At 65.8% G+C, this 20,717-nt stretch carries 15 protein-coding genes and 1 tRNA gene; 9 read left to right on the plus strand and 7 right to left on the minus strand.

Going from position 1 to position 20,717, the window contains the following annotated elements; genetic code table 11:
- The first annotated feature begins 45 nt into the window (after positions 1-45).
- Complete coding sequence (locus tag ACXYMR_RS01955) at positions 46-2,148, plus strand: M13 family metallopeptidase (protein WP_458941066.1); 2,103 nt, start codon at positions 46-48, stop codon at positions 2,146-2,148.
- Positions 2,149-2,254: 106 nt separating this feature from the next.
- On the opposite strand, the gene ACXYMR_RS01960 is transcribed toward ACXYMR_RS01955, so the two are convergent.
- A complete protein-coding gene (locus tag ACXYMR_RS01960) occupies positions 2,255-3,847 on the minus strand; it encodes an AbgT family transporter (protein ID WP_458941067.1) in 1,593 nt (530 codons plus the stop codon).
- Between the two features lie 217 nt (positions 3,848-4,064).
- On the opposite strand from ACXYMR_RS01960, the gene ACXYMR_RS01965 reads away from it, so the two are divergent.
- The 4 genes from ACXYMR_RS01965 (at position 4,065) to ACXYMR_RS01980 (ending at position 9,312) form a co-directional block, all read left to right on the plus strand.
- Complete coding sequence (locus ACXYMR_RS01965) at positions 4,065-6,167, plus strand: M13 family metallopeptidase (RefSeq protein ID WP_458941068.1); 2,103 nt, start codon at positions 4,065-4,067, stop codon at positions 6,165-6,167.
- Between the two features lie 123 nt (positions 6,168-6,290).
- Complete coding sequence (locus ACXYMR_RS01970) at positions 6,291-7,541, plus strand: DUF819 family protein (RefSeq protein ID WP_458941069.1); 1,251 nt, start codon at positions 6,291-6,293, stop codon at positions 7,539-7,541.
- A 144-nt stretch (positions 7,542-7,685) separates the two neighbouring features.
- Entirely contained in the window at positions 7,686-8,639 is a 954-nt protein-coding gene (locus tag ACXYMR_RS01975; protein WP_458941070.1) for a hypothetical protein, read from the plus strand.
- 79 nt (positions 8,640-8,718) lie between these two features.
- Positions 8,719-9,312, plus strand: coding sequence for a hypothetical protein (locus ACXYMR_RS01980; RefSeq protein ID WP_458941071.1), 594 nt, complete (start codon positions 8,719-8,721; stop codon positions 9,310-9,312).
- On the opposite strand, the gene ACXYMR_RS01985 is transcribed toward ACXYMR_RS01980, so the two are convergent.
- A complete protein-coding gene (locus tag ACXYMR_RS01985; RefSeq protein WP_458941072.1) occupies positions 9,309-10,922 on the minus strand; it encodes an aminotransferase class V-fold PLP-dependent enzyme in 1,614 nt (537 codons plus the stop codon). The genes ACXYMR_RS01980 and ACXYMR_RS01985 overlap by 4 nt on opposite strands.
- Before the next feature lie 114 nt (positions 10,923-11,036).
- Between ACXYMR_RS01985 and ACXYMR_RS01990 the strand changes: the two genes are divergently transcribed.
- The 3 genes from ACXYMR_RS01990 to ACXYMR_RS02000 all read left to right on the plus strand — a co-directional run bounded on the left by ACXYMR_RS01990 (position 11,037) and on the right by ACXYMR_RS02000 (position 13,676).
- Positions 11,037-11,495 carry an Lrp/AsnC family transcriptional regulator gene (locus ACXYMR_RS01990; RefSeq protein ID WP_458941073.1) on the plus strand — a complete coding sequence of 153 codons (459 nt, stop codon included), beginning with the start codon at positions 11,037-11,039 and terminating at the stop codon, positions 11,493-11,495.
- 81 nt (positions 11,496-11,576) lie between these two features.
- The gene (locus ACXYMR_RS01995) at positions 11,577-12,899 is read left to right on the plus strand and encodes an MFS transporter (RefSeq protein ID WP_458941074.1); all 1,323 of its coding nucleotides are present in this window, start codon (positions 11,577-11,579) and stop codon (positions 12,897-12,899) included.
- Positions 12,900-13,190: 291 nt separating this feature from the next.
- Positions 13,191-13,676 carry an asparaginase domain-containing protein gene (locus ACXYMR_RS02000; RefSeq protein ID WP_458941075.1) on the plus strand — a complete coding sequence of 162 codons (486 nt, stop codon included), beginning with the start codon at positions 13,191-13,193 and terminating at the stop codon, positions 13,674-13,676.
- 174 nt (positions 13,677-13,850) lie between these two features.
- Here the strand turns inward: ACXYMR_RS02000 and ACXYMR_RS02005 are convergent.
- Positions 13,851-13,927: transfer RNA gene (locus tag ACXYMR_RS02005), tRNA-Arg, on the minus strand.
- A 109-nt stretch (positions 13,928-14,036) separates the two neighbouring features.
- Positions 14,037-15,041, minus strand: a complete 1,005-nt coding sequence (locus ACXYMR_RS02010) for a P1 family peptidase (protein ID WP_458941076.1) — start codon at positions 15,039-15,041, stop codon at positions 14,037-14,039.
- Between the two features lie 68 nt (positions 15,042-15,109).
- Here ACXYMR_RS02010 and ACXYMR_RS02015 point away from each other — a divergent pair, with 68 nt between their 5' ends.
- On the plus strand, positions 15,110-16,906 hold the full coding sequence (locus tag ACXYMR_RS02015; RefSeq protein WP_458941077.1) for a gamma-glutamyltransferase family protein: 1,797 nt from the start codon (positions 15,110-15,112) through the stop codon (positions 16,904-16,906).
- 13 nt (positions 16,907-16,919) lie between these two features.
- Here the strand turns inward: ACXYMR_RS02015 and ACXYMR_RS02020 are convergent, their stop codons facing one another.
- The 3 genes from ACXYMR_RS02020 to ACXYMR_RS02030 form a co-directional block, all read right to left on the minus strand.
- Positions 16,920-17,669, minus strand: a complete 750-nt coding sequence (locus ACXYMR_RS02020; RefSeq protein ID WP_458941078.1) for an AIM24 family protein — start codon at positions 17,667-17,669, stop codon at positions 16,920-16,922.
- Positions 17,670-18,527: 858 nt separating this feature from the next.
- A complete protein-coding gene (locus ACXYMR_RS02025) occupies positions 18,528-18,695 on the minus strand; it encodes a hypothetical protein (protein WP_458941079.1) in 168 nt (55 codons plus the stop codon).
- A 330-nt stretch (positions 18,696-19,025) separates the two neighbouring features.
- Complete coding sequence (locus tag ACXYMR_RS02030) at positions 19,026-20,189, minus strand: flagellin N-terminal helical domain-containing protein (protein WP_458941080.1); 1,164 nt, start codon at positions 20,187-20,189, stop codon at positions 19,026-19,028.
- Between the last annotated feature and the right edge of the window lie 528 nt (positions 20,190-20,717).

A 20,717-nucleotide genomic window follows, 5' to 3' on the forward strand; every position in this document is an offset into this window, starting at 1 on the left:
GGGGCGTTATGCCTTCGAATTACGAAAAACCCTGGGGAAGTCCTGATGAAGAAGTTGTTGTTGAGCACGGCCGCGCTGGCCTTGCTGGCTGCCTGCGAGCAAACCGCCGAAGCGCCGCAGACCGATACCGCCGTTGAAACCACCACCGACACATCGGCGAACGGCACCGGAACGCTCTCCACTGAAGCCGAAATTGGTGAGTGGGGTTTTGACCTCGAGGGCATGGACACCTCGATCGATCCCGGCAATGACTTCTACCGCTATGCCAATGGCCAGTGGCTCGACAACACTCAAATCCCGGCCGACCGCTCGAACTTCGGCATGTTCACCGTGCTGTCCATCGAAGCCGACGAGCAGGTGCAGGATATCATTCTGGAACTGGCCAGCGAAAACGCGGCGCCCGGCACCGTCGAACAAAAGGTCGGTGACCTGTATGGCAGCTGGACGGACACCGACACGGTCGAGGCACGTGGCCTGGCCCCGGCCGAGCCATACCTCGCGGAGATAGCTGCCGCGGAAACACATGACGATATCCGCGCCCTGTTCGCCACCATCCATCACCAATCGCCCTACGGCGTCGGCATCATTCCCGATCCCGCGGACACCACGCGCTACACGGTCTTCGTCGGCCAGGGCGGCCTGGGACTGCCGGACCGCGACTATTATCTTGACGCCGAGAACGAGGCTTATGCTCGGTATCGCGAGGCCTATACCGCCTTCATCGCGAATATGCTCGAGCTGGCCGGCAACGAGGATGGCGAGGCCAAGGCTGCAGCCATTCTCGATCTGGAAACCCGCATTGCGGAAGTCCACTGGACCCAGGCCGACAGCCGCGACATCCAGAAAATCTACAACCCCATGCCGCTGGCCCAACTCGACCAGCTAGCCCCGGAATTCTCCTTCCCGATGGCCATGGAGCAGCTCGGCCTGGACGGAGTGGCCACTTATCTCGTCGCCCAGCCCAGCGCCATCGAGGGCGCCAGCGCCATTCTCGCGGACACCCCGGTCGATGTGTGGAAGGACTATCTCACCTTCCACTTCCTGCGCTCCAACGCCAACGCCCTTCCTGCAGCCTATGACGAGGCTGTGTTTGACTTTTACGGGCGCACCCTGAACGGGACAGAGGAACAGCGCCAGCGCGACCTGCGCGGCGTCGACCTCGTCGGTGGTCAGCTCGGCGAAGCCGTCGGCCAGGTCTATGTCGATCGCCACTTCCCTCCGTCCTCCAAGGACCAGATGGAAGGCCTCGTCGCCAACCTGACCGACGCTTTCGCTGACCGGCTCAACGAACTGGAATGGATGGACGACGAAACCCGGGCCAATGCCCTGCGCAAGCTGTCCACCTTCGAGCCGCGCATCGGTTACCCTGATGAGTGGCAGGACTATTCGGATCTGGAGATCCGGGCCGACGATTTGTTCGGTAACATGATGCGTCTCAACGAGTTCCAGTGGAACGAGCAGGTCGCCGACCTGGCCGGTCCGGTGGACCGGGGCGACTGGCCCTACCCGCCGCAGACCGTCAACGCATCCTATAATCCACTGATGAACCAGATCACCTTCCCGGCCGGCATCCTTCAGCCGCCCTTCTTCGATCCCAATGCCGACCCGGCAATGAATTACGGAGCCATCGGGGCTGTCATCGGCCACGAAATCGGTCACGGATTCGACGATCAGGGCCGCCGTTTCGACCATGACGGATCGATCCGTGACTGGTGGACGGAAGAGACCAATGCCCGTTTCGAGGAGCGCGCCGAGCGGCTTGGTGCCCAGTATGACGGCTACTCCCCGGTCGAGGGCATGAACGTCAATGGCGACTTCACCATGGGCGAGAATATCGGTGACCTGGGCGGCTTGCAGATGGCCTACACCGCCTACCACCAGTATCTCGACTCCTGCTGCGACGGCGAGGCGCCGGTGCTCGACGGCCTGACTGGCGACCAGCGCTTCTTCCTGGCCTGGGCCCAGGTCTGGCGCCGGCTGTACCGCGAGGACAATCTGATCTCGCGCCTGACCACTGACCCTCACAGCCCGTCGCAGTACCGCACCAATGGTGTGGTCCGGAATATGGACGCCTGGTACGCGGCCTTTGATGTCACCGAAGACGACGACCTCTACCTGCCGCCGGAAGAGCGCGTCTCCATCTGGTAGGGCCGACAGCCCGACACAATGAAAACGGCCGGTGGATCGCTTCACCGGCCGTTCTTTTTGGTGCCACCCTGACCCGCTGGCACGTGGACGGTGTGCGCCGCTCCCGCTACCCCTGAGGCGCCGGATAAAGGGTCGGCGAACCCGGCCCGACCGGCAGGTCCAGCAGGAATGTCCAGCCGAAGAAGAAGGCCGACCAGATCAGGATAAAGAACATCGAATAGGGCAGCATCATCGCGATCAGAGTGCCGACGCCGAGATTGCGGTCATAGCGCACCGCCCAGGCGAGGATCAGTCCGAAATAGCTCATCATCGGCGTGATGATGTTGGTCGTGCTGTCGCCGATCCGGTAGGCGGCCTGGATCACCTCCGGCGAATACCCGATCAGCATCAGCATGGGCACGAAGATCGGCGCCGTCACCGCCCACTGCGCCGAGGCCGAGCCAAGCGACAGGTTGATCACCCCGCACATCAGGATGAAGAGGAAGAACAGGGCCGGCCCGGTCATGCCGGTTTCCTGCAGGAAATTGGCCCCGGTCACCGCGGTGATGGCGCCGAGATTGGTCCAGCCGAAGAAGGCCACGAACTGGGCCGCGAAGAAAACCAGGACGATGTAGAGGCCGAGCGCGGACAGCGCCGCCGCCATGGCATCAATGATGTCGCGGTCGGTCTTCATCGTTCCCGCGGCCCGGCCATAGGCGTAGCCGGTGACCACGAAAAAGATCAGGATCCACACCACGAAACCGCGGAAGAAGGGCGAGTTGAAGCGGTCGCCCGTGTCGGGATTGCGCAGCACACCCCACTCCGGCAGCAGGGTCAGCGCCATGACTCCGAGCACCGCCAGCACGCCGAGCCCGGCCCAGGCCAGGCCTTTCTTTTCGGTCTTGTTCAGCGGCTCCATCATGCGCTCGTCGAGCAGGGTCGGGTCGGCGCGTTCCGGCGCGTAGCGCCCCAGCTTCGGCTCGACGATGAAAATCGTGACCAGGGAGCCGACCGCAGTGATCAGAAAGGTCGACGCCACCATGAAGTACCAATTGGCGGTGGCGACCACCACATAGTCGGGGTCGATCAGCCGCGCGGCTTCCTGGGTGATGCCCGCCAGGAGGGGATCGATGGTCCCGATCAGCAGGTTGGCGCTATAACCACCGGAAACCCCCGCGAAGGCCGCCGCCATGCCCGCCAGAGGATGCCGGCCCAGCGCGTAGAAGATCGCGCCCGCCAACGGGATCAGCACCACATAGCCGACCTCCGAGGCGGTATTCGAGACGATGCCGGCGAACACGATGGCCACGGTGACGACATGCTTGGGCGCGGACAGCACCATGGCACGCACCGCCGCCGACAGCAGGCCGGACTTCTCCGCCACGCCGACGCCCAGCATCGCCACGAGCACGACGCCGAGCGGCGCGAAGTTTGTGAAGTTGCTGGTCAGGCCGGTAAATATCCGACGAACGCCATCCCCGTTCAGCAGGCTGACCGCCCGGATCATGCCGTCCTCGGCCACGCCACGCGACCCCGCCGGACGCGGATCCTCGACCGCGATGTCCATCCAGCCGAACAGACCGGACAACAGCACGATGCCGACGGCCAGCAGGGCGAACAAGGTCACCGGATGCGGCAGTAGATTGCCGAGCCATTCCACCCCGTCGAGAAACCGGGTGAACGCGTTGCGCCGCTCGGGCGTCTTGTCGGTTACGGCCATGCGGCACTCCTCCCCTGGACAATCGGCTAAAAGAGCCAGATAGGGCGGCATTTCAAGTCAAGGACTGCAACAAGCCCCAACCTGGTACTGGGCCGGCGCGCCAGCGAGGCCGCGCCTGCCGGCAATTTCGAAATCCTAACAGTCCGGAAAGTTGCCAGACACGGAGGACGCCCTACTGTCTGGCCCAAGCGTGACAAATCACCACTGGGGAAGCCAAATGAAAAAATACCTCTTGGGCAGTGTCTGCCTGGCCCTGCTCGCCGCCTGCAGCCCGGCCGACAACGCCGCCACCAGCGACGAGACCGTCCTGCAGGACAACGCCGCCACGGACACCGTCGCGCAAGGCACTGCAGTAGCCGAAGGCTCGCCGGTGCTCGGCGAGTGGGGCGTCGAGACGCAGCACATCAGCGACACCGTCGATCCCGGCGACGACTTCTTCCGCTACGTCAATGAAGGCTGGCTGGAAGAGACCGAGATGCCGGCCGGCTTCTCCCGCTTCGGCGCCTTCACCGAGCTGGCCCTGGTGGCCGAGGAGCGGATCGAGGCGATCATTACAGAATCCGCCGAAGCCGATGCCGCCGAAGGCGAACTGGCCCAGCAGGTCGGCGACCTCTATGCCAGCTATATGGACACCGACCGTCTGAACGAGCTCGGCCTCGCCCCGGCCCAGCCGGGCCTCGAGCGAATTGCCGCCGCCGAGACCCATGAAGACATCATCGAGCTGTTTGGTGCCCCCGGTTACCAGTCGCTGTTTGGCGCCGGCGTATCGCGCGATGCCGGCAATCCGGACCAGTACATCGTCTACATCCGCCAGTCCGGCCTCGGCCTCGGCAATCGCGACTACTATCTGCGCGATGACGAGCGCTTCCAGGAGTACCGCTCGGCCTATGTCGACTACATCACCGACGTGCTCGAGATGACCGGCGAGGAAGAGCCCCGCGCCAAGGCCGAGGAAATCCTCGCCCTGGAAACCGCGATCGCCGAAATTCACTGGACCCGGGCGGAAAGCCGCGACCGCGTCGCCACCTACAACCCGATGACTGTGACCGAGCTGTCGGACTTCGCGTCCGGCTTCGACTGGTCGACCTTCATGACCTCGCTCGACTATGCCGACCAGACCGACGTCATCGTGTCGCAGAACACCGCTGTGCAGTCACTGGCGCAGTATTTCAGCGAAGTCCCGGTGGATACCTGGAAGGACTATCTCGCTTTCCACTACCTGTCCGACCACCGCAATTTGCTGTCAGAGGACTTCTACGACCGCTCCTTCGACTTCTGGGACCGCACCCTGCGCGGCACTGAGGAGCCGCGTCCGCGCGACCGTCGTGGCATCCAGTTCGTCAACGGCAACCTCGGCCAGGCGATCGGCCAGATCTATGTCGAGCGCCACTTCCCGCCGGAATACAAGGCGGAGATGGAAGAGCTGGTGGAATACCTGCGCGAGGCCCTGCGCGAGCGCATCTCCACCCTGGAATGGATGGACGACGAGACCCGCGAGCAGGCGTTCTACAAGCTGGACCGTTTCCTGCCAAAGATCGGCTATCCAGACCGCTGGCCGGACTATTCCTCGATCGAGATCGAAGAGGATGACCTGTGGGGCAATAATGAGCGCGTCAATGCCTGGTTCCGTGCCGACAGCCGGGCCCGCCTGCGCGGCCCGATCCGGCAGTGGGAATGGTTCATGTCACCGCAGACGGTGAATGCCTATTATTCCTCCACCGCCAACGAGATCGTCTTCCCGGCGGCCATCCTGCAGGGTCCGTTCTTCGATCCCTATGCCGATCCGGCGGTCAATTTCGGTGGCATCGGCGCCGTCATCGGCCACGAAATGGGTCACGGCTTCGACGACCAGGGCAGCCAGTCCGACGGCGACGGCGTGCTGCGCAACTGGTGGACCGAGTATTCGCGCGAGCAGTTCGACGCCCGCACCGATCAGATCGTCGCCCAGTACGGAGAGTTCTCACCGGTCGAGGGCATCAATGTGAATGGGCGCCTGACCCTCGGCGAGAACATTGGCGACATCGGCGGCATGTCGATGGCCTATCGCGCCTACCAGCTGTACCAAGCCGACCATGGCGAGGGCGAGGTCATCGACGGCTTCACCCCGGACCAGCGCTTCTTCCTGGCCTGGGGCCAAGTATGGCGTGGCCTGTACACCGAAGACGCCATGCGGTCTCAGCTCCTGAGCGGCCCGCACAGCCCGGGCCAGTACCGGGTCAATGGCGTGGTCCGGAACATGGACGCCTGGTACGAGGCCTTTGGCGTGACCGAGGAGGACGACCTCTACCTGCCGCCGGAGGAACGCGTCTCCATCTGGTAGGTCCTCGCCCTTTCCACACCATGCGACGGCCCGGCTCCCGCCGGGCCGTTTGCATTTCCGCGCTTGCCCTCGCCACCGCGAACGGCTCAAATCCGCCCCGTCATTCTATCGGGGGATTACGACATGACGAACGCGGCGCTGATCAGCAATGACGCCATCATCATGGGCATCCTGGCCGTCATGCTGGGCCTGGTCTTCTGGACCGCGAGCGCCCAGTCCGGCTTCTTCAAGCGCTTCTACCAGATCTTCCCGCCCCTCCTGCTGTGCTATTTTCTGCCTTCGCTGCTTAACACGTTCAACATTGTCGATCCCGACCAGTCGAACCTCTACTTCGTCGCCTCCCGCTTCCTGCTTCCGGCCGCTCTCATCCTGCTCGCCATGTCGGCCGACCTGCCGGCCACGCTGAAGCTTGGCCCGCGCGCCCTGGTCATGTTTGTCACCGGGACCGCCGGGATCGTCGTTGGCGGACCTGTCGCCTTGCTGATTGCCAGCTCTTTCGTCCCCGACCTCCTGGGCGTGGAAGGACCCGACGCAGTTTGGCGCGGCATGACCACTCTTGCCGGAAGTTGGATCGGCGGCGGCGCCAACCAGGCTGCCATGTTCGAAATCTTTGAAGTCGGCGACGAGATATTCTCTGCTTGGGTCGCGGTCGACATCCTCGTCGCCAATGCCTGGATGGCGGTGCTTCTGCTGGCCGCCCGTCATGCCAATGCCATCGATCGCCGCACAGGTGCCGACACCCGCGCCGTCGACCACCTTCGTGTCAAGGCTGAAGCCTATGAGCAGGAACATGCGCGCATCCCGGAATTGCGCGACATGATGATCATACTGGCTCTCGGGCTCGGCTTCATGGGACTCGCCCATGTTTTCTCTGAAGGCCTGGCACCCTGGTTCGGCAACAATGTGCCGAACGCCGACCGACTATCGCTCAATTCCGGTTTCTTCTGGCTGATCCTGTCCGCAACCGCCTTCGGCGTCATCCTGTCCTTCACCCGGGCCCGCAAAATGGTGGCGGTCGGCTCGATGAAGACCGGGTCCGTGTTCATCTACATCCTCGTCGCCACGATCGGCATGAAGATGGACGTGACCGCCATTACCCGAAATCCGGAATTCTTCCTCGTCGGCTTCATCTGGATCCTGGTTCACGCATCCCTGCTGATCTTGGTCGGCTTCCTGATCAAGTCGCCGACCTTCTTCCTCGCCGTCGGCAGCCAGGCCAATATAGGAGGCGCGGCCTCCGCCCCGGTCGTCGCTTCGGCATTCCACCCTGCTCTGGCGCCGGTCGGTGTTCTGCTGGCGGTCGTCGGCTACATCCTGGGCACCCTGGCCGCCTTTGGCACCGGGCTCCTCCTACAGGTTGTCGCAGCGGGTTGAAGCCAAGCATTGAAAATTCCCCTGTGGGTTGAATCTTGAAAGGATTGGTTAATTTTCCTTAACCAAGGGTTTTTTTTCCTTTACCGTTTTGGCGTTAGCGCGCGCACCGCCGCTTCTTGACTTGATGCTATGGGGGAAATTTCCATGTCCAGCAAACAACTCCTGGGCGGCACTGCCGTTGCTCTTCTCATGTCTTCCGCCGCCTTTGCGGGAGACGTTGAATGGTTCCCGCCGGACCCGCCCAACAGCGCGATGTCCGGTGAGTGCTATGCGCGCGTTCGGATCGAGCCGGAGTACGACGTTTATACCGAAAGCGTCACCACTCAGGACGCCTATGAGCGCTACGACGTGCTACCGCCTCGTCTGCGCGGTGAAACCCGCCAGTACGTGTCACGCGATGCCGGCTTCCGCTACGTCGTCACTGAACCGGTTTACGAGACCATTACGGAAACCGTCCAGGTCAGCCCGGCCTATGTCGAGTACGTCGTGCAGCCGGCCGTACATGACACCGTGACCGAGACCATTCTCGTGCGCGAGCCGCGCATGGTCTGGCGCCGCGGGCACGTCCCGGGCGCTGCCCAGACCCGCTACGATGCGGAAACCGGCGAGATCTGGTGCCTCGTCGAGGAAGCCGGCGAATACGAAACCGTGCACCGCAACATCGTCGTCCAGCCGGCCGAGATTCGTGAGATCCAGCATGCGGCCGAGTATGCCGAAATCACTCGCGACGTATTGGTCCGGGAAGCCACGGTTCAGACCATTCCGATCGAGGAGCAGGTCGCCAGCTATCACATCGAAGTCATGGATCAGCACGCTTCGGTGAACAACCACTTCATCCCGGCCGAAACAACCACGGTCAACCGCTATAGCCTGCGCACCGAAGAGCGCTGGGAATGGCGCCTGGTCGACTGTAATGACTTGGTCAGCGAGGCCCCGCAGCACGGCGCGCCGACGCGGTCCTACTCCAGCGCCCCGGCGCCGACGGGCAATACCTATCTCTACGGCAATGATGCACCGCAGACCGACGACCGCTACTCCGAAGAGGTTCCGGTCGCCCGCGCGTCCTACGTGCCGACGACCCGCGGCCGCGCCTACTGATCCCGGAGCGCGTGTCCGCTAGTTGCACTGAGAGCGGCGTGGGCTTTGCCCGCGCCGTTCGCATGTGCGAAGCAGGGACATGACCGATTACCTGCTTGGCTATGGCAGCCTGCTGAGCCGCCACAGCCGCGAAACCTACTCCGACGTCACCTCGATCGCACTGCCCGTACGCGTGCACGGGTGGCGTCGCGGCTGGACCGTGCGCTATGCCGACGAAGCGGCGACGTATGTCGGTGTGCGACCGGATCGGGCCCGCGCAATCGAAGCCGTGCTAGTCGAAACCCCGCTCTCACCAGAACTCCGGCAACGCGAGCGCGGCTATGCCTTCAGCGAGATCGATCCGGCCAGCATCGAGACCCTGGGTGCCTCCTCCAGCCTGCCGCAGGGACGTTTCTGGATGGTGGTGAATAGTGAGCATTGGCGTGCGGACGCCGACCATCCGGTTGTCCAGAGCTATGTCGACACCTGTTTGGCAGGCTGCCTTGAAAGTGGTGGCGAAGCCCGGGTGCGCGCCTTCATCCGGCAAACCGAGATGTGGGACGGAACATGGGTCAATGACCGTGCGGAAACGTCGCCGCGATATCCACGCCACACGCCACTGGAGAAGGCCGAACAGGCGCTCCTGGACGCGCTGCTGGAGGACGAGGGAGTGCTGCGCTACCGCCGAGGCTAGGCTCTCCTGCTTTGGCCCCAGACCTTCAGCGCCTCAACCTGCGACCTCGCCTCGTGCATGGCCTGATCGAGATCAATGGCATGGCTGGTTTCAGCGCTCCGGCGCGCAATCCCTTCGTCCAGCAGCTGCTCCGGAAAGCGCCGCGCCTCGACCCCGTGATCCCCGCCCCAGCGCCATTGGCCGGTCTGCCGGTCACAGCGATACAACGGCATCAGCGTCTCCGCGTGCTCGGCCAGGAAGACCACGGCCTGCACGAGATAGTCGACCTCTGCTTCATCCATGGCCCAGTGCAGGCTGACACGGCACCAGCCGGGCCGCGCTCCGGTGCGCCCGGCCAGCACTTCAGCACGGATTGCCTGCGTCGTTGCGTCGTCCAGCTTGAGAAGCGCATGTCCGTACGGCCCGGCACACGAACACCCGGCCCGCGACTGGATACCGAACACATCGTTCAACAAGGTGGTGACCAGTCGGGGCGGCACGATCGCGCCTTCACTGTCCTTTAGATTGAATGAGACAATGCCAATTCGACGCTGCGGGTCCTGCGGCCCCAGCACATCGATGCGCGGATGCACCAGCCAGCGTTCGAAAGCCCGGTCCAGCGCCGCTTCCTCACGGCGCGCGATCACCGCGGCGCCGACTTCGTGGAACAGCTGCATGGCCAAGGCCGAGCGCACAATCTGGGGCAAACCCGGCGTGCCGGCCCGCTCGCGCGCCTCGATGTCCGGAAGGAAATCGTGACCACCGGGCCAGACATAGCGCACAGTGCCGCCGGCACATTGGGTGGGGGGCAGATCCCGGCGGTAGAGCTCGGAGGCAAACACCAGGACTCCGCATCCCCCCGGGCCACCGATGAATTTGTGCGGCGAGAAGTACACCGCATCGATGCGGGCTTCCGGGTCTCCGTCCGGGTGCATATCAATCGGCAGGTAGGGTGCGCTGGCGGCACAGTCGAGACACAGGATTGCTTTATGTCGGTGCAACAGGCGCGCCAGCGCCCGCACGTCGGTCTTCACCCCGGTCACATTCGACGCCGCAGAGAACGCTCCGATCTTGCGGCACCCCTCGAAACGCGGGTCCGCCAACTCGGCTTCCAGCGATTGGAGGTCGATCGCGCCTTCCTCGGTCAGCCCGATTGCCACCACCTCGGCCAGGCTCTCGCGCCAGCTCAACTCATTGGAATGGTGCTCGTAGGGACCGACGAACACCACGGTGCGCTGTCCTTCGACACGCGCCACCTGTTGCCGGCTGGCCGGTGGTATCGCCAGACCTAGGATTTCCTGCAGCTTGTGAATGGCCGAGGTTGCTCCGGCACCACAGAACAGCAGGCAATCATCCGCCGCCGCACGCACCCCACGCCGCAGGATGGCTTCGGCCTCGCGCAGCCACGCGTTGCTGGCCCGCCCGGTCGCGCTGTCCTCGGTGTGCGGGTTGGCATAATCCTTTGCCAAATCGGCCAGGACCGCTTCGACGCGCGCGTGGTGCCGACCCGAGGCGGTGTAGTCAGCGTACAGGAAAGGCTTGCGGCCGAACGGCGTATCAAGCGTAGCCCCCCTGCCCGCGAGACCGGCGCGTACGGCGTCCACGGCGGGGTCGGCTTGGAAATCGGTCATCGGGCACTCCGGGCAGAACTCATTGAGCATGAAACCACACCATAGCGGGTTGTTTTCGCCATTATCCGCGCCCAGACTGCCCTGAATTAGTGAAATTCACCTGGATCCAAGGCCATGATAGAGATTGACGAGTATGACCGCCGCCTGTTGCGCGCTGTCCAGGCCGATTCATCGCGCACCATCCAGCAACTCGCCGACCTGATCGGCCTCAGCCCGACACCCACGACGCGCCGCCTCAAGCGCCTTGCTGACCAGGGCATCATCGCCCGCCACGTCGCCCTGCTCGATCCGGAAGCGCTCGGCCTGCATGCCACGCTGTTTATCGCCGTGCGGACCAGCCGCCACGACGCGCAATGGCTTGAGGCCTTTGCGGAGGGAGTGAGGCGCATGCCGGAAGTCGTCGAGTTCTACCGCCTGAGCGGCGATATCGACTATCTCATAAAGCTCTGCCTGCCCGACGTGCGCGCCTATGATGAGGTCTACAAGAAGCTGATCGCCATCGCGCCGCTGTCCGACGTCAGCGCCAGCTTTGCCATGCAAGCGATCAAGAACACTACGGAACTCCCGGTCTGATCCCAGCCAGACGCTTGAATCCGGCCCCGCAATCCGGGAAGCTGCAGCCATCCCGCAGCCGAAACGGACGTCCGCCCCGCAATGACCCAGCCCGATCTGTCCGGCCGCCCGTCCTCACCCAGCGACGCGGTCGAGAGCTATCGCAATGTGGCCGCCATTGTCATCGCCCTGATGATCATGCAGGCAGCCATTGGCGGCCTCTCGGTCGTCGGCCCGCTGACCCTGCTCAGCGAAGGCGCTTCGGCGGTCAAGATCGGTGTCATCGTGGCCGGCTATGCCTTCGGCTTCATGCTGGGAGCCTACTTCGCGCCGCGAGAGCTCATGCGCATCGGCCACATCCGTGCCATCTCCGCCTTCGCCGCCACCGCCTCGGTATGCGCCGCCCTGCTCTACGCCAATGATGCCACCCTGTGGTGGATTACCCTGGAATTCCTGATCGGCGTGTGCGTCGCCGGGCTGCTGGCGGCCGGAGAAAGCTGGATCGCGGATGCGGCGCCGCAGGAGCGGCGGGGCGCCATCCTGTCCTTCTACCTCGTCACATCCAAGATCGGCTTCATGATCGGGCCTTTCATCGTCGCCGCCGTGCCGCCGGGTGACGCCGCAGGCTTTCTCATCGTCACCGTCCTGTTCAGCGCCTGCCTGGTACCGGTATGCGCCACGCGCCGCGAACAACCCACACCGCCTACCACTGTGCCCTTCACTCCGCTCCAGGTCTGGCACATCGCACCCTCCGCGATCATCGCCGCCTTTGCCGCCGGTCTCGTCAGCGGCTCGGTGCTGCAGCTTTACGCGCTCTATGTGGAGGGCTTTTCCAGTGGCCCGATCGCCGGCACCGCCGCGCTTTTCAACGCCGCCCTGATCGGCGGCTCAGTGCTCGCCCAATGGCCCGCCGGCCTGCTGTCAGACCGAATGGACCGCCGCGTCGTGATCGCCGGCCTGGCCCTGTTCGCCGCGGCCTGTGCCATTGCCCTCAGCCTGCTCGCCGGCCGGGTGCCGCCCCTGGCCCTGTTTGGCCTGGCTGCGCTATGGGGCGCTGGCGCACTGTCCTACTACGGCGTTGCCGTGGCCCACGCCGCCGACCGTGCCGGTGAAGGCGAAGTCACCAGCATGATGTCGGCCATCCTGATGATGTGGGCGCTGGGCTCTATGGTTGGTCCGATCATGGCCAGCTTCATCATGGGGCTGACCGGGCCGTCCGGTCTTTTCCTGTTCGCCGCCGCAGTCCTGGTCACCCTCGCCGGCGCCATGCTGTTCCGACGCGCCGACAAGGCACCGGTACCCAACGCCGACAAGTCCGACTTCGAACCCACGTCCTCGACCAGCCTGTCGGTCATCGAACTCACTGACCTGGCCGACGAGGTCGAAACCAACGCGGAGCCCATAGGTGATGCCGAACGATTCTGAAATGCCTATGAAGTAAAATAAAATCAAAACTGCCCCTGCACTCTATGAACTTAATAGATAGAAATTATCACAGACGTGATCTGAAATTATACTGAACAAAAAATATTATTTATTGGTCACCCAGAACTTTCTCGTCGCATGGCTTTGTCGCCCGAATACTGGCAATGACAGGGCACCCCTTGATCGCGAGCAGCGAGTGATTATGTCTGTGTCAGACCGCGCGCGCCCGATCGGGCAGCGCGCTTCCTGTGCCGTACGCACAGCGCCCCGTTTACCAGACCAGGAGAGACCATGAGACACAGCCATCCCCCCCGTCGCGTCGCCGCCTTCGTCGCTGAATCCGTCAATGTCCAGCAGCTGCAGACCGCCACCGAGGCGCTCAACCGCAGCAATCGCCGCGCTGTCCTGGTCTCTGACCAACACGCCCTGTTGCGCGGATATAACGGCAGTGCCGAGATCAACTTCGCGGTGGCCGAGACGTCGGATGAGCTGGACACCGCTCCTTATGACGCCTTCATCCTGCTGGAAGGCGCCGACAAGCTGACCGAAAGTGCGAGCCGCCTGGCCCGCGCCTTCAGCGAAGCCGGCAAGCCCGTGATCGCGCTGACCGGTTCGGCCCGCCTGCTGGCCGATATCGCCGGTACCGGCGATACCAGCGCCGAGGCGGCCTCTGCCTATATCGACGGCCAGCTCTACCAGAGCACCGCCGAAGACGCCGACTGGCAGATCATCAATGCGGTCACCGACAAGCTGGAAACCGAGATGTCTGCCGCCTGACCGGCAAGCATTCGTCAAGTGCAGCAAGGCCGCGACAACCCAGTCGCGGCCTTTTTGTGTGCCGTGAAATCAGGAAGCCGGACCCATGGGTCCGCATGCGCAACCGCGCGCCGGCCACGTCTGGCCGCCCCATGGAGCGGTGAACGCAGGGAACAAGCGTGAGATCAGGAAAAATGGCGCACCGGGGAGGATTCGAACCCCCGACCCCCAGATTCGTAGTCTGGTGCTCTATCCAGCTGAGCTACCGGTGCAGGCCGTGTCTTTGGGGCGAGCCCCGAAGAGGCGCGGAAACTAACCGCGGGGTTGGCAGAAGGCAAGGGGCTCAAAGCGGCAAAAGCATCGCCCTGTGCAGTGACCCTGTCAGGCCTCTCCGATTGCGGCATGAACGCCGCGCGCAACGGCCCTCGCAAGCGTGTCGGCGGCGGCGCTGCCGAGCCGCGCGAGGCTGAGCGCACGCGGTTCCGACAGTGGGCGGGCGGCCGTGGCGAGAGCGAACACGACATCGCCGTCAAAGGGTGTATGCACGGGGCGTATGGCGCGGGACAGCCCGTCCTGGGCCATCACCGCCAGGCGCCGCGCCTCGGGCGGGGTCAGGTCCGCATCGGTGGCAATCACGGCCAGGGTCGTGTTCTGGCGCACGCCGGGACGCAGCTTGGCCTCACCCCAGTCATCCGGTCTCATCACCCAGTCCGCCGGCGGCCGGACGCCGCCGAACTCGCCCTCGATCTCCCACGGCCAGGCCCAGTAGGCGTCACAGCCCGGCAGGCGCACCGAGCCGAAGGAATTGACACAGGTCAGCGCCGCCACGGCGGTCCCGTCGCCAAGCACCAGGCTGGCCGTCCCGGTGCCGCCCGGCAGCGTCCCCGCGCGCGCACCGCGGCCGGCGCCGCAGCGGCCTTCACGCACGTCATGCGATGCAGCCTCGAGTGCCGCCCGGCCGAGCGCGCGATAGGGCGGGTCTTCGCCCCAGGCCTTGTCGCCACCATTGGCGAGGTCATAGAGAATGGCAGCCGGCACGACAGGCGACACCGGCACGCCCGGACTGTCGGCCAGCGAGAACCCGCGTCCGCGCGCGCCCAGCGCCGCAGCCACGCCGTCTGCGGCCGCCAGTCCCCAGGACGAGCCACCGGACAGGACCAGCGCGTCGACAGCATCCACGAGCGTATCGGCGGCCAGCGCGTCGGTCTCGCGCGTGCCCGGCCCGCCCCCGCGCACATCGACGGCACACACGGCGCGTTGCTCGGGCAGGATCACCGTCACCCCGGTGTCGACGCGAACGTCCTCGGCCTGCCCGACTTTCAGTCCGGCAATGTCGGCCAGGCTGTTGGATCGGCCGGGCGCGGCAATTTTCTCTGAATTCGGCATGGCACCCTTCATGTTTTTCGTGCGTTGCGTCTATGGTGACGAAGTATCCGATGGGGACAAGTTCGATCATGCGTATGCCCGGCCCGCGCGCCACCCTGGCCACCCTTCTCCTGCTGACCACCAGCCTGACCGCCGCCTGCTCGCCCGGCCCGCAGGCGGACAATGCCGTTCCGCTGCCCCGCGCCGCCGCGCAGGACACCGGGCAGAGCGCCGACCCTGCGCCGGCGCCCACTGCCGACCTGCCAGGCCAGGCCATGGTCGCGGCGGCCAATCCGCACGCCGTGGAAGCCGGCCTTGAGGCCCTGCGCGCCGGCGGCGATGCGGTTGACGCGGCCATTGCCGTGCAGGCCGTGCTCGGCCTGGTCGAGCCGCAGAGCTCCGGCCTCGGCGGCGGCGCCTTCCTCGTCTATTACGATGCCGAGAGTGCCGAGCTGACGGTCTATGACGGCCGCGAGGCGGCCCCTGCCACGGCCGGCCCGGACCTTTTCCTCGACGATGATGGCGAACCGCTCTCCTTTCCCGAAGCGGTGTTTTCCGGCCATTCCGTCGGCGTGCCCGGTGCCGTCGCTGCGCTGGCCCTGGCACACGCTGACCACGGCCTGCTCGACTGGGCCGACGGTTTCGATGCCGCCATCACCCTGGCCGAGGACGGCTTCGAGATCTCGCCGCGCCTGGCCGGGCTGATCGAACGCGTCGCCCCGCGCACGCCGCTCGACGAATGGCCGGCCTCGCGCGCCTACCTGTTCGACGCCGACGGAGCCCCCCTGCCCGCCGGCCATGTCCTGACCAATCCCGCCTATGCCGACAGCGCGCGCGCCATCGCCGCCGACTGGGAGGCGCTTTACACCGGCCCCTTGGCCGACGCGATCATCGCCGCCGTGCAGGACGATCCGCGGCCCGGCGGGCTGACCCATGACGACCTGGCCAGCTATGAGGCGGTGCGCCGCGACGCGCTGTGCCGACCCTATCGCGTGTGGATCGTGTGCGGCGCTCCGCCGCCGGCCTCGGGCGCCGTTTCGGTCAACCAGATCCTCGGCCTGCTCGAGCCCTATGACATGTCGCTGACCGGGCCGGACACGGTGGAGGGCTGGCGCCGCTTCATCGAGGCCAGCCGCCTCGCCTATGCCGACCGCGACGCCTACATCGCCGATCCGGACTTCGTCACCGTGCCGGTGGCCGGACTGCTCGACCATGCCTACCTGGCCGAGCGCACCAGCCTGATGGCGCGCGAGGATGCCCTGCCCACGGTCACCGCCGGCCGGCCCGATCCGGCCATCCAGGCCGCCGAGGACGCCACCGCCGACGTGCCGGGCACCAGCCATTTCGTCATCGTCGACAGCGATGGCGACGTGGTCTCGATGACCACCACGGTGGAAAGCGTGTTCGGCAGCCACCGCATGGCCGGCGGGTTTTTCCTGAACAACCAGCTGACCGACTTCTCGCGCACCCCGGTCGACGCCCAGGGCAGGCCGATCGCCAACGCCCCGGACGGCGGCAAGCGCCCGCGCTCGTCCATGTCACCGACCATCGTGCTCGACCAGGACGGCAATTTCGTCGCCGCCACCGGCTCGCCCGGTGGCTCCTCGATCATTGCCTACACGGCCAAGACGCTGGTCGGCATGCTCGACTGGGGCCTGTCGCCGCAGGACGCGATCGAACTGCCCAATGTGGTCGCCCGCGATGACGTGGTGCGCATCGAGGACGGCATGGACCCGGCCATCATCGACGGGCTCGCCGGGCTCGGCTTCACCCTCGACGCCAATCGCGGCGAGAATTCCGGCCTGCACATCGTGCGCCGGCTCGAGGACGGCACGCTGGTCGGCGGCGCGGACCCGAGACGGGAAGGCCAGGCGCGGCAGCCCTAAGGCCGCCGCGGCCTCAGTCGTCACCGCCGGCCGTGCGCTTGGGCAGGGTGGCCTGGATGCGGCCGACGAGGCGGGCGAAGGGCAGCGATTGCAGCCACACCTTGCCCGGCCCGCGCGCCTTGGCCAGGAACAGGCCCTCACCGCCGACCAGCATGGTGCCCAGATTGCCGGCCTTCTCGATGGCCACGTCGACGCCCGGCGTGTAGGCGACCAGGCAGCCGGTATCGATGTGCAGCTCCTCGCCCTCGCCGAGCTCGCGCTCGACCAGCGTGCCGCCGGCATGGATGAAGGTCCAGCCATCGCCCTTGAGGCGCTGCATGACAAAGCCCTCGCCGCCAAACAGCCCGGTCATGATGCGCTTCTGCACGGCGATATCGATGGTCACGCCGCGCGCCGCCACCATGAAGCTGTCGCGCTGGCAGATCAGCTCGCCGCCGATATCGGGCAGGTGGACGGCCAGCAGGGTGCCGATATTGGGCGCCGCGAAGGCGACTTGCGCCTTGCCGGTGCCGGTATGGGTATAGCTCGACATGAACAGGCCGACGCCGGAGATCAGCCGCTTGCCGGCTCCCGCCAGGGCGCCCATGAAGCCCTGTTTCTCCTGCGAGCCGTCGCCCATGATGGCGGCCATCTCGACGGCCGGCGACTTGTACATCATCGCCCCCGTGGTCGAGACCACGCTCTCGCCCGGATCCAGCTCGATCTCGACGAATTGCGCGTCATTGCCGACGATGCGGTAATCAATCTCGTGTGCCCGGGCCATGACGGCTCCCCCCTTGTGGCTGTTGGGCGACAGGACTAGCCGGGAATGCCCGCCGGCGCCATGCAAAACCGGCCGCACCTCCTCTGCCCGCCCGAAAGTCCACCACGCCGAACAGCGCCACGGCGCCTCCGCCTGGCGGTATGAGGATGCGGGACGGTGCAGGCGTCCTGCGAATTAAGAACTGGACGTCGACACCGTCCCGCATGCGGAGATTTGACCGAGCCTCGAAGGACCCGAGTTGGCAAGGCGGGCTGGTCTGGAACGGTCCTCCAATAGTGCCGCTCCTCGCCGCCCGCAGCCCCGCCGGGGTCGCCGGCCGACATGACCGCCCGACCCGGACGAGCTCCGCTCTCCCCGCCCCCCCCGGTTGTCTAGGCCGGGCCTCGAGCTGGTGCGAGGACGGGGCAAGTGTCTCACGGGTCAGAGGGGGTGGGGATAGAACGGGGCGAAAAAAGGGCCGCCCGCTGATTTCATTGAGAAAACCGCCACGGACGGTCGCTGAGAGTGCGGAGAAAAATTTTATGACCGCGTGAGCCTCCCTCTCCCTGGGGAGAGGGATCGAGGGAGAGGGGGGCAGCGAGGTCTGTCCGGAGAGTGTTTTCGTGTGGCGGGGACTCTCCGGAAGGGGCGGTGTCTCCCCCCTCATCCGCCCCTTCGGGGCACCTTCTCCCCGGGGAGAAGGGGTGATGGAACCTGCCGCACGCAGGTCCTCCCCCTCGATGGGGGAGGTGGATCGCCGCGTCAGCGGCGAGACGGAGGGGGTGGGAGCCGGGTGTCAGACACGGCCAGCACCGGGATTCACCCCCTTCCGCCGGCGCTGCGCGCGGCACCTCCCCCGCTTCGCAGGGGAGGGACGGGTCAGAGCCGGACGGAACGGATCTGGCGGGCGCGCAGGGCGACCTTGGCGGCGGTGCGCCAGATCGGCGTCAGGGTCCTGAGTTGCTCCATCATGGCGCGGCGGCGGCGCTCGCCGGTGAGGGCTTCGCGGTCGGCCAGCATGACGCGTTTCAGACTGTCTTCGGACATGATGCTTCCTTCATCTGGTCTATGGAGGAAACCATATCGACCGACCCGGCCAATGAAAAATTGATCCTCCGCATGCCTGCCATCGAGCCGGGCTATGGCTCGGCCTGCAGGCCCGCGAGGACCAGGGGAGGGCTCGCCGCCAGGTCCTCCCCCTCGATGGGGGAGGTGGATCGCCGCGTCAGCGGCGAGACGGAGCGGGTGGGAGCCGGGTGTCAGACACGGCCAGCACCGGGATTCACCCCTTCCGCCCCTTCGGGGCACCCTCCCCAGCAAGGGGAAGGACCTCGTCCGGTGCGTCCGCTCCCCCGCTCGCGCACGGGAGGGGTCGGCCTAGCGGAACAGCGAGAGCAGCGTGCTGGGCGCGGAATTGGCGATCGAGAGGGCCTGGAGGCCGAGCTGTTCGCGGGTCTGGACGGCGTTGAGGCGGGCGCTGTCGCGGGCCAGGTCGGCATCGACCAGGTTTCCGTGCATGGCCTCGATCTGGTCCGCCTTGTGGCCCAGGAAGGTCTGCTGCAGCGTCACCGATCTGAGCTGCGAGCCGAGCGCGGCGGAATAGCCGCCGAGGCCGCGGATCAGCGTGTCGATGCTGGCCAGCTTGCCCTTGTAGTCCAGCGCCGTGGCCGGGTCCCAGGGCTGCGAGTCCGGCGCGTCGACGCCGCTGAAGGCGAAGGCGACATGGTCCTCGAAGGCGGCGTGTTCCTCGGCGATGGTGAACGGGTTGGGCGGATCGACCGCGCCATTGTGCACCGAGCCGTTGATATTGCCGTTGATGGAGCCCGTATTGGAGCCGTAGATCGTGCCGGTATAGTCGCCGTTTATCGAGCCGCTGAAATCGCCGTAGATGTCGCCGTTGAACCAGCCGTTCACGACGCCCGACATGTTGCCGTAGATGTCGCCGGTGAAATTGCCGTTGGTGACGCCGGAATAATTGCCGGTCACCGTGGTCGACTGGCTGCTGTTGACGACGGAATTGTTGTCGACCGTCGGCGGATCGGTGGCGACGCCGGTGCGCAGGAGGCTGACCATATTGCCGCCGGCGATGGCATTGCCGCCCAGCGGATCGAGGCTCAGCGTATCGCCGTCCAGCAGATTGGTGCCGTTGAAGCTGGCCGCCTCGGCGATCATCACGGTCTGCTCGAACAGCGCCGCGTAATCCGCTTCCAGGGCCGCGAAGGAGGCCGCGTCGAGCGAGCTGTCGGTGAGGGCCAGCGCCGTCTCGCGCATCTCGATCAGGATGTCGCCGATGCCGTCGAGCGCCGCCAGGGTGACGTCAAGCGTCGAGGCGGCGCGGTTGAGGCTGTCGCCCTGGGCCAGCAGGGTGACGCGGTCCGATTGCAGCCCGCGCGCCATCCCCCAGAGCCCGCCATTGTCCCGCGGCGAGGCGATCTTCAGCCCGGTGGCGATGCGGCCTTCCAGCCGGCCCCGCTCGGCCTGGCTGGCGGCCAGCGACTGCAGCGCCTGGGCGGCGCCGGAATTGGTGTTGACACTCAGCATTCTGCCACTCTCGTCTCCGCCACATTCTGCAGCGCTTCCCCCCGTCCCCACGGACGCGCGGGGACAATCGGGCCGGCAGGGTAAACGGGACGTTAAGCCGTGTGGTCCCGGCGCAGCACACCTCATGCGAGTAGTGAAATCGGCGCGTGCTCCCCAGGTCCTCCCCCTCGATGGGGGAGGTGGATCGCCGCGAAGCGGCGAGACGGAGGGGGTGGGAGCCGGGTGTCAGACACGGCCAGCACCGGGATTCACCCCATCCGAGCCAAGGCTCCGCCTCGGCCCACCTTCCCCATCAAGGGGAAGGACCACCCTACGTCCGCTCCCCCGCCCGCGGGGGAGCTGGCGGGCGCCAGCCCGTCTGAGGGGGCCAAGGCCCGAAGGGCCGCGGGAGGGCCGGGTGCCAAGTCCTCCCCCTCGATGGGGGAGGTGGATCGCCGCGCCAGCGGCGAGACGGAGGGGGTGGGAGCCGGGTGTCCGACACGTCCAGCACCGGGATTCACCCCATCCGACCCGTCTTCTGCAAAGCTC

This window comes from Maricaulis sp. CAU 1757 (assembly GCF_054482675.1).

Coding starts and splice junctions, on each gene's coding strand:
- ACXYMR_RS02010 (WP_458941076.1), bottom strand. CDS start 15,041: ATGCCGAATTCAGAGAAAATTGCCGCGCCCGGCCGATCCAACAGCCTG.
- ACXYMR_RS02025 (WP_458941079.1), bottom strand. CDS start 18,695: ATGTCCGAAGACAGTCTGAAACGCGTCATGCTGGCCGACCGCGAAGCC.
- ACXYMR_RS02000 (WP_458941075.1), top strand. CDS start 13,191: ATGAGACACAGCCATCCCCCCCGTCGCGTCGCCGCCTTCGTCGCTGAA.
- ACXYMR_RS01975 (WP_458941070.1), top strand. CDS start 7,686: ATGTCCAGCAAACAACTCCTGGGCGGCACTGCCGTTGCTCTTCTCATG.
- ACXYMR_RS02030 (WP_458941080.1), bottom strand. CDS start 20,189: ATGCTGAGTGTCAACACCAATTCCGGCGCCGCCCAGGCGCTGCAGTCG.
- ACXYMR_RS01980 (WP_458941071.1), top strand. CDS start 8,719: ATGACCGATTACCTGCTTGGCTATGGCAGCCTGCTGAGCCGCCACAGC.
- ACXYMR_RS01955 (WP_458941066.1), top strand. CDS start 46: ATGAAGAAGTTGTTGTTGAGCACGGCCGCGCTGGCCTTGCTGGCTGCC.
- ACXYMR_RS01990 (WP_458941073.1), top strand. CDS start 11,037: ATGATAGAGATTGACGAGTATGACCGCCGCCTGTTGCGCGCTGTCCAG.
- ACXYMR_RS01960 (WP_458941067.1), bottom strand. CDS start 3,847: ATGGCCGTAACCGACAAGACGCCCGAGCGGCGCAACGCGTTCACCCGG.
- ACXYMR_RS02015 (WP_458941077.1), top strand. CDS start 15,110: ATGCGTATGCCCGGCCCGCGCGCCACCCTGGCCACCCTTCTCCTGCTG.
- ACXYMR_RS01985 (WP_458941072.1), bottom strand. CDS start 10,922: ATGACCGATTTCCAAGCCGACCCCGCCGTGGACGCCGTACGCGCCGGT.
- ACXYMR_RS01970 (WP_458941069.1), top strand. CDS start 6,291: ATGACGAACGCGGCGCTGATCAGCAATGACGCCATCATCATGGGCATC.
- ACXYMR_RS02020 (WP_458941078.1), bottom strand. CDS start 17,669: ATGGCCCGGGCACACGAGATTGATTACCGCATCGTCGGCAATGACGCG.
- ACXYMR_RS01995 (WP_458941074.1), top strand. CDS start 11,577: ATGACCCAGCCCGATCTGTCCGGCCGCCCGTCCTCACCCAGCGACGCG.
- ACXYMR_RS01965 (WP_458941068.1), top strand. CDS start 4,065: ATGAAAAAATACCTCTTGGGCAGTGTCTGCCTGGCCCTGCTCGCCGCC.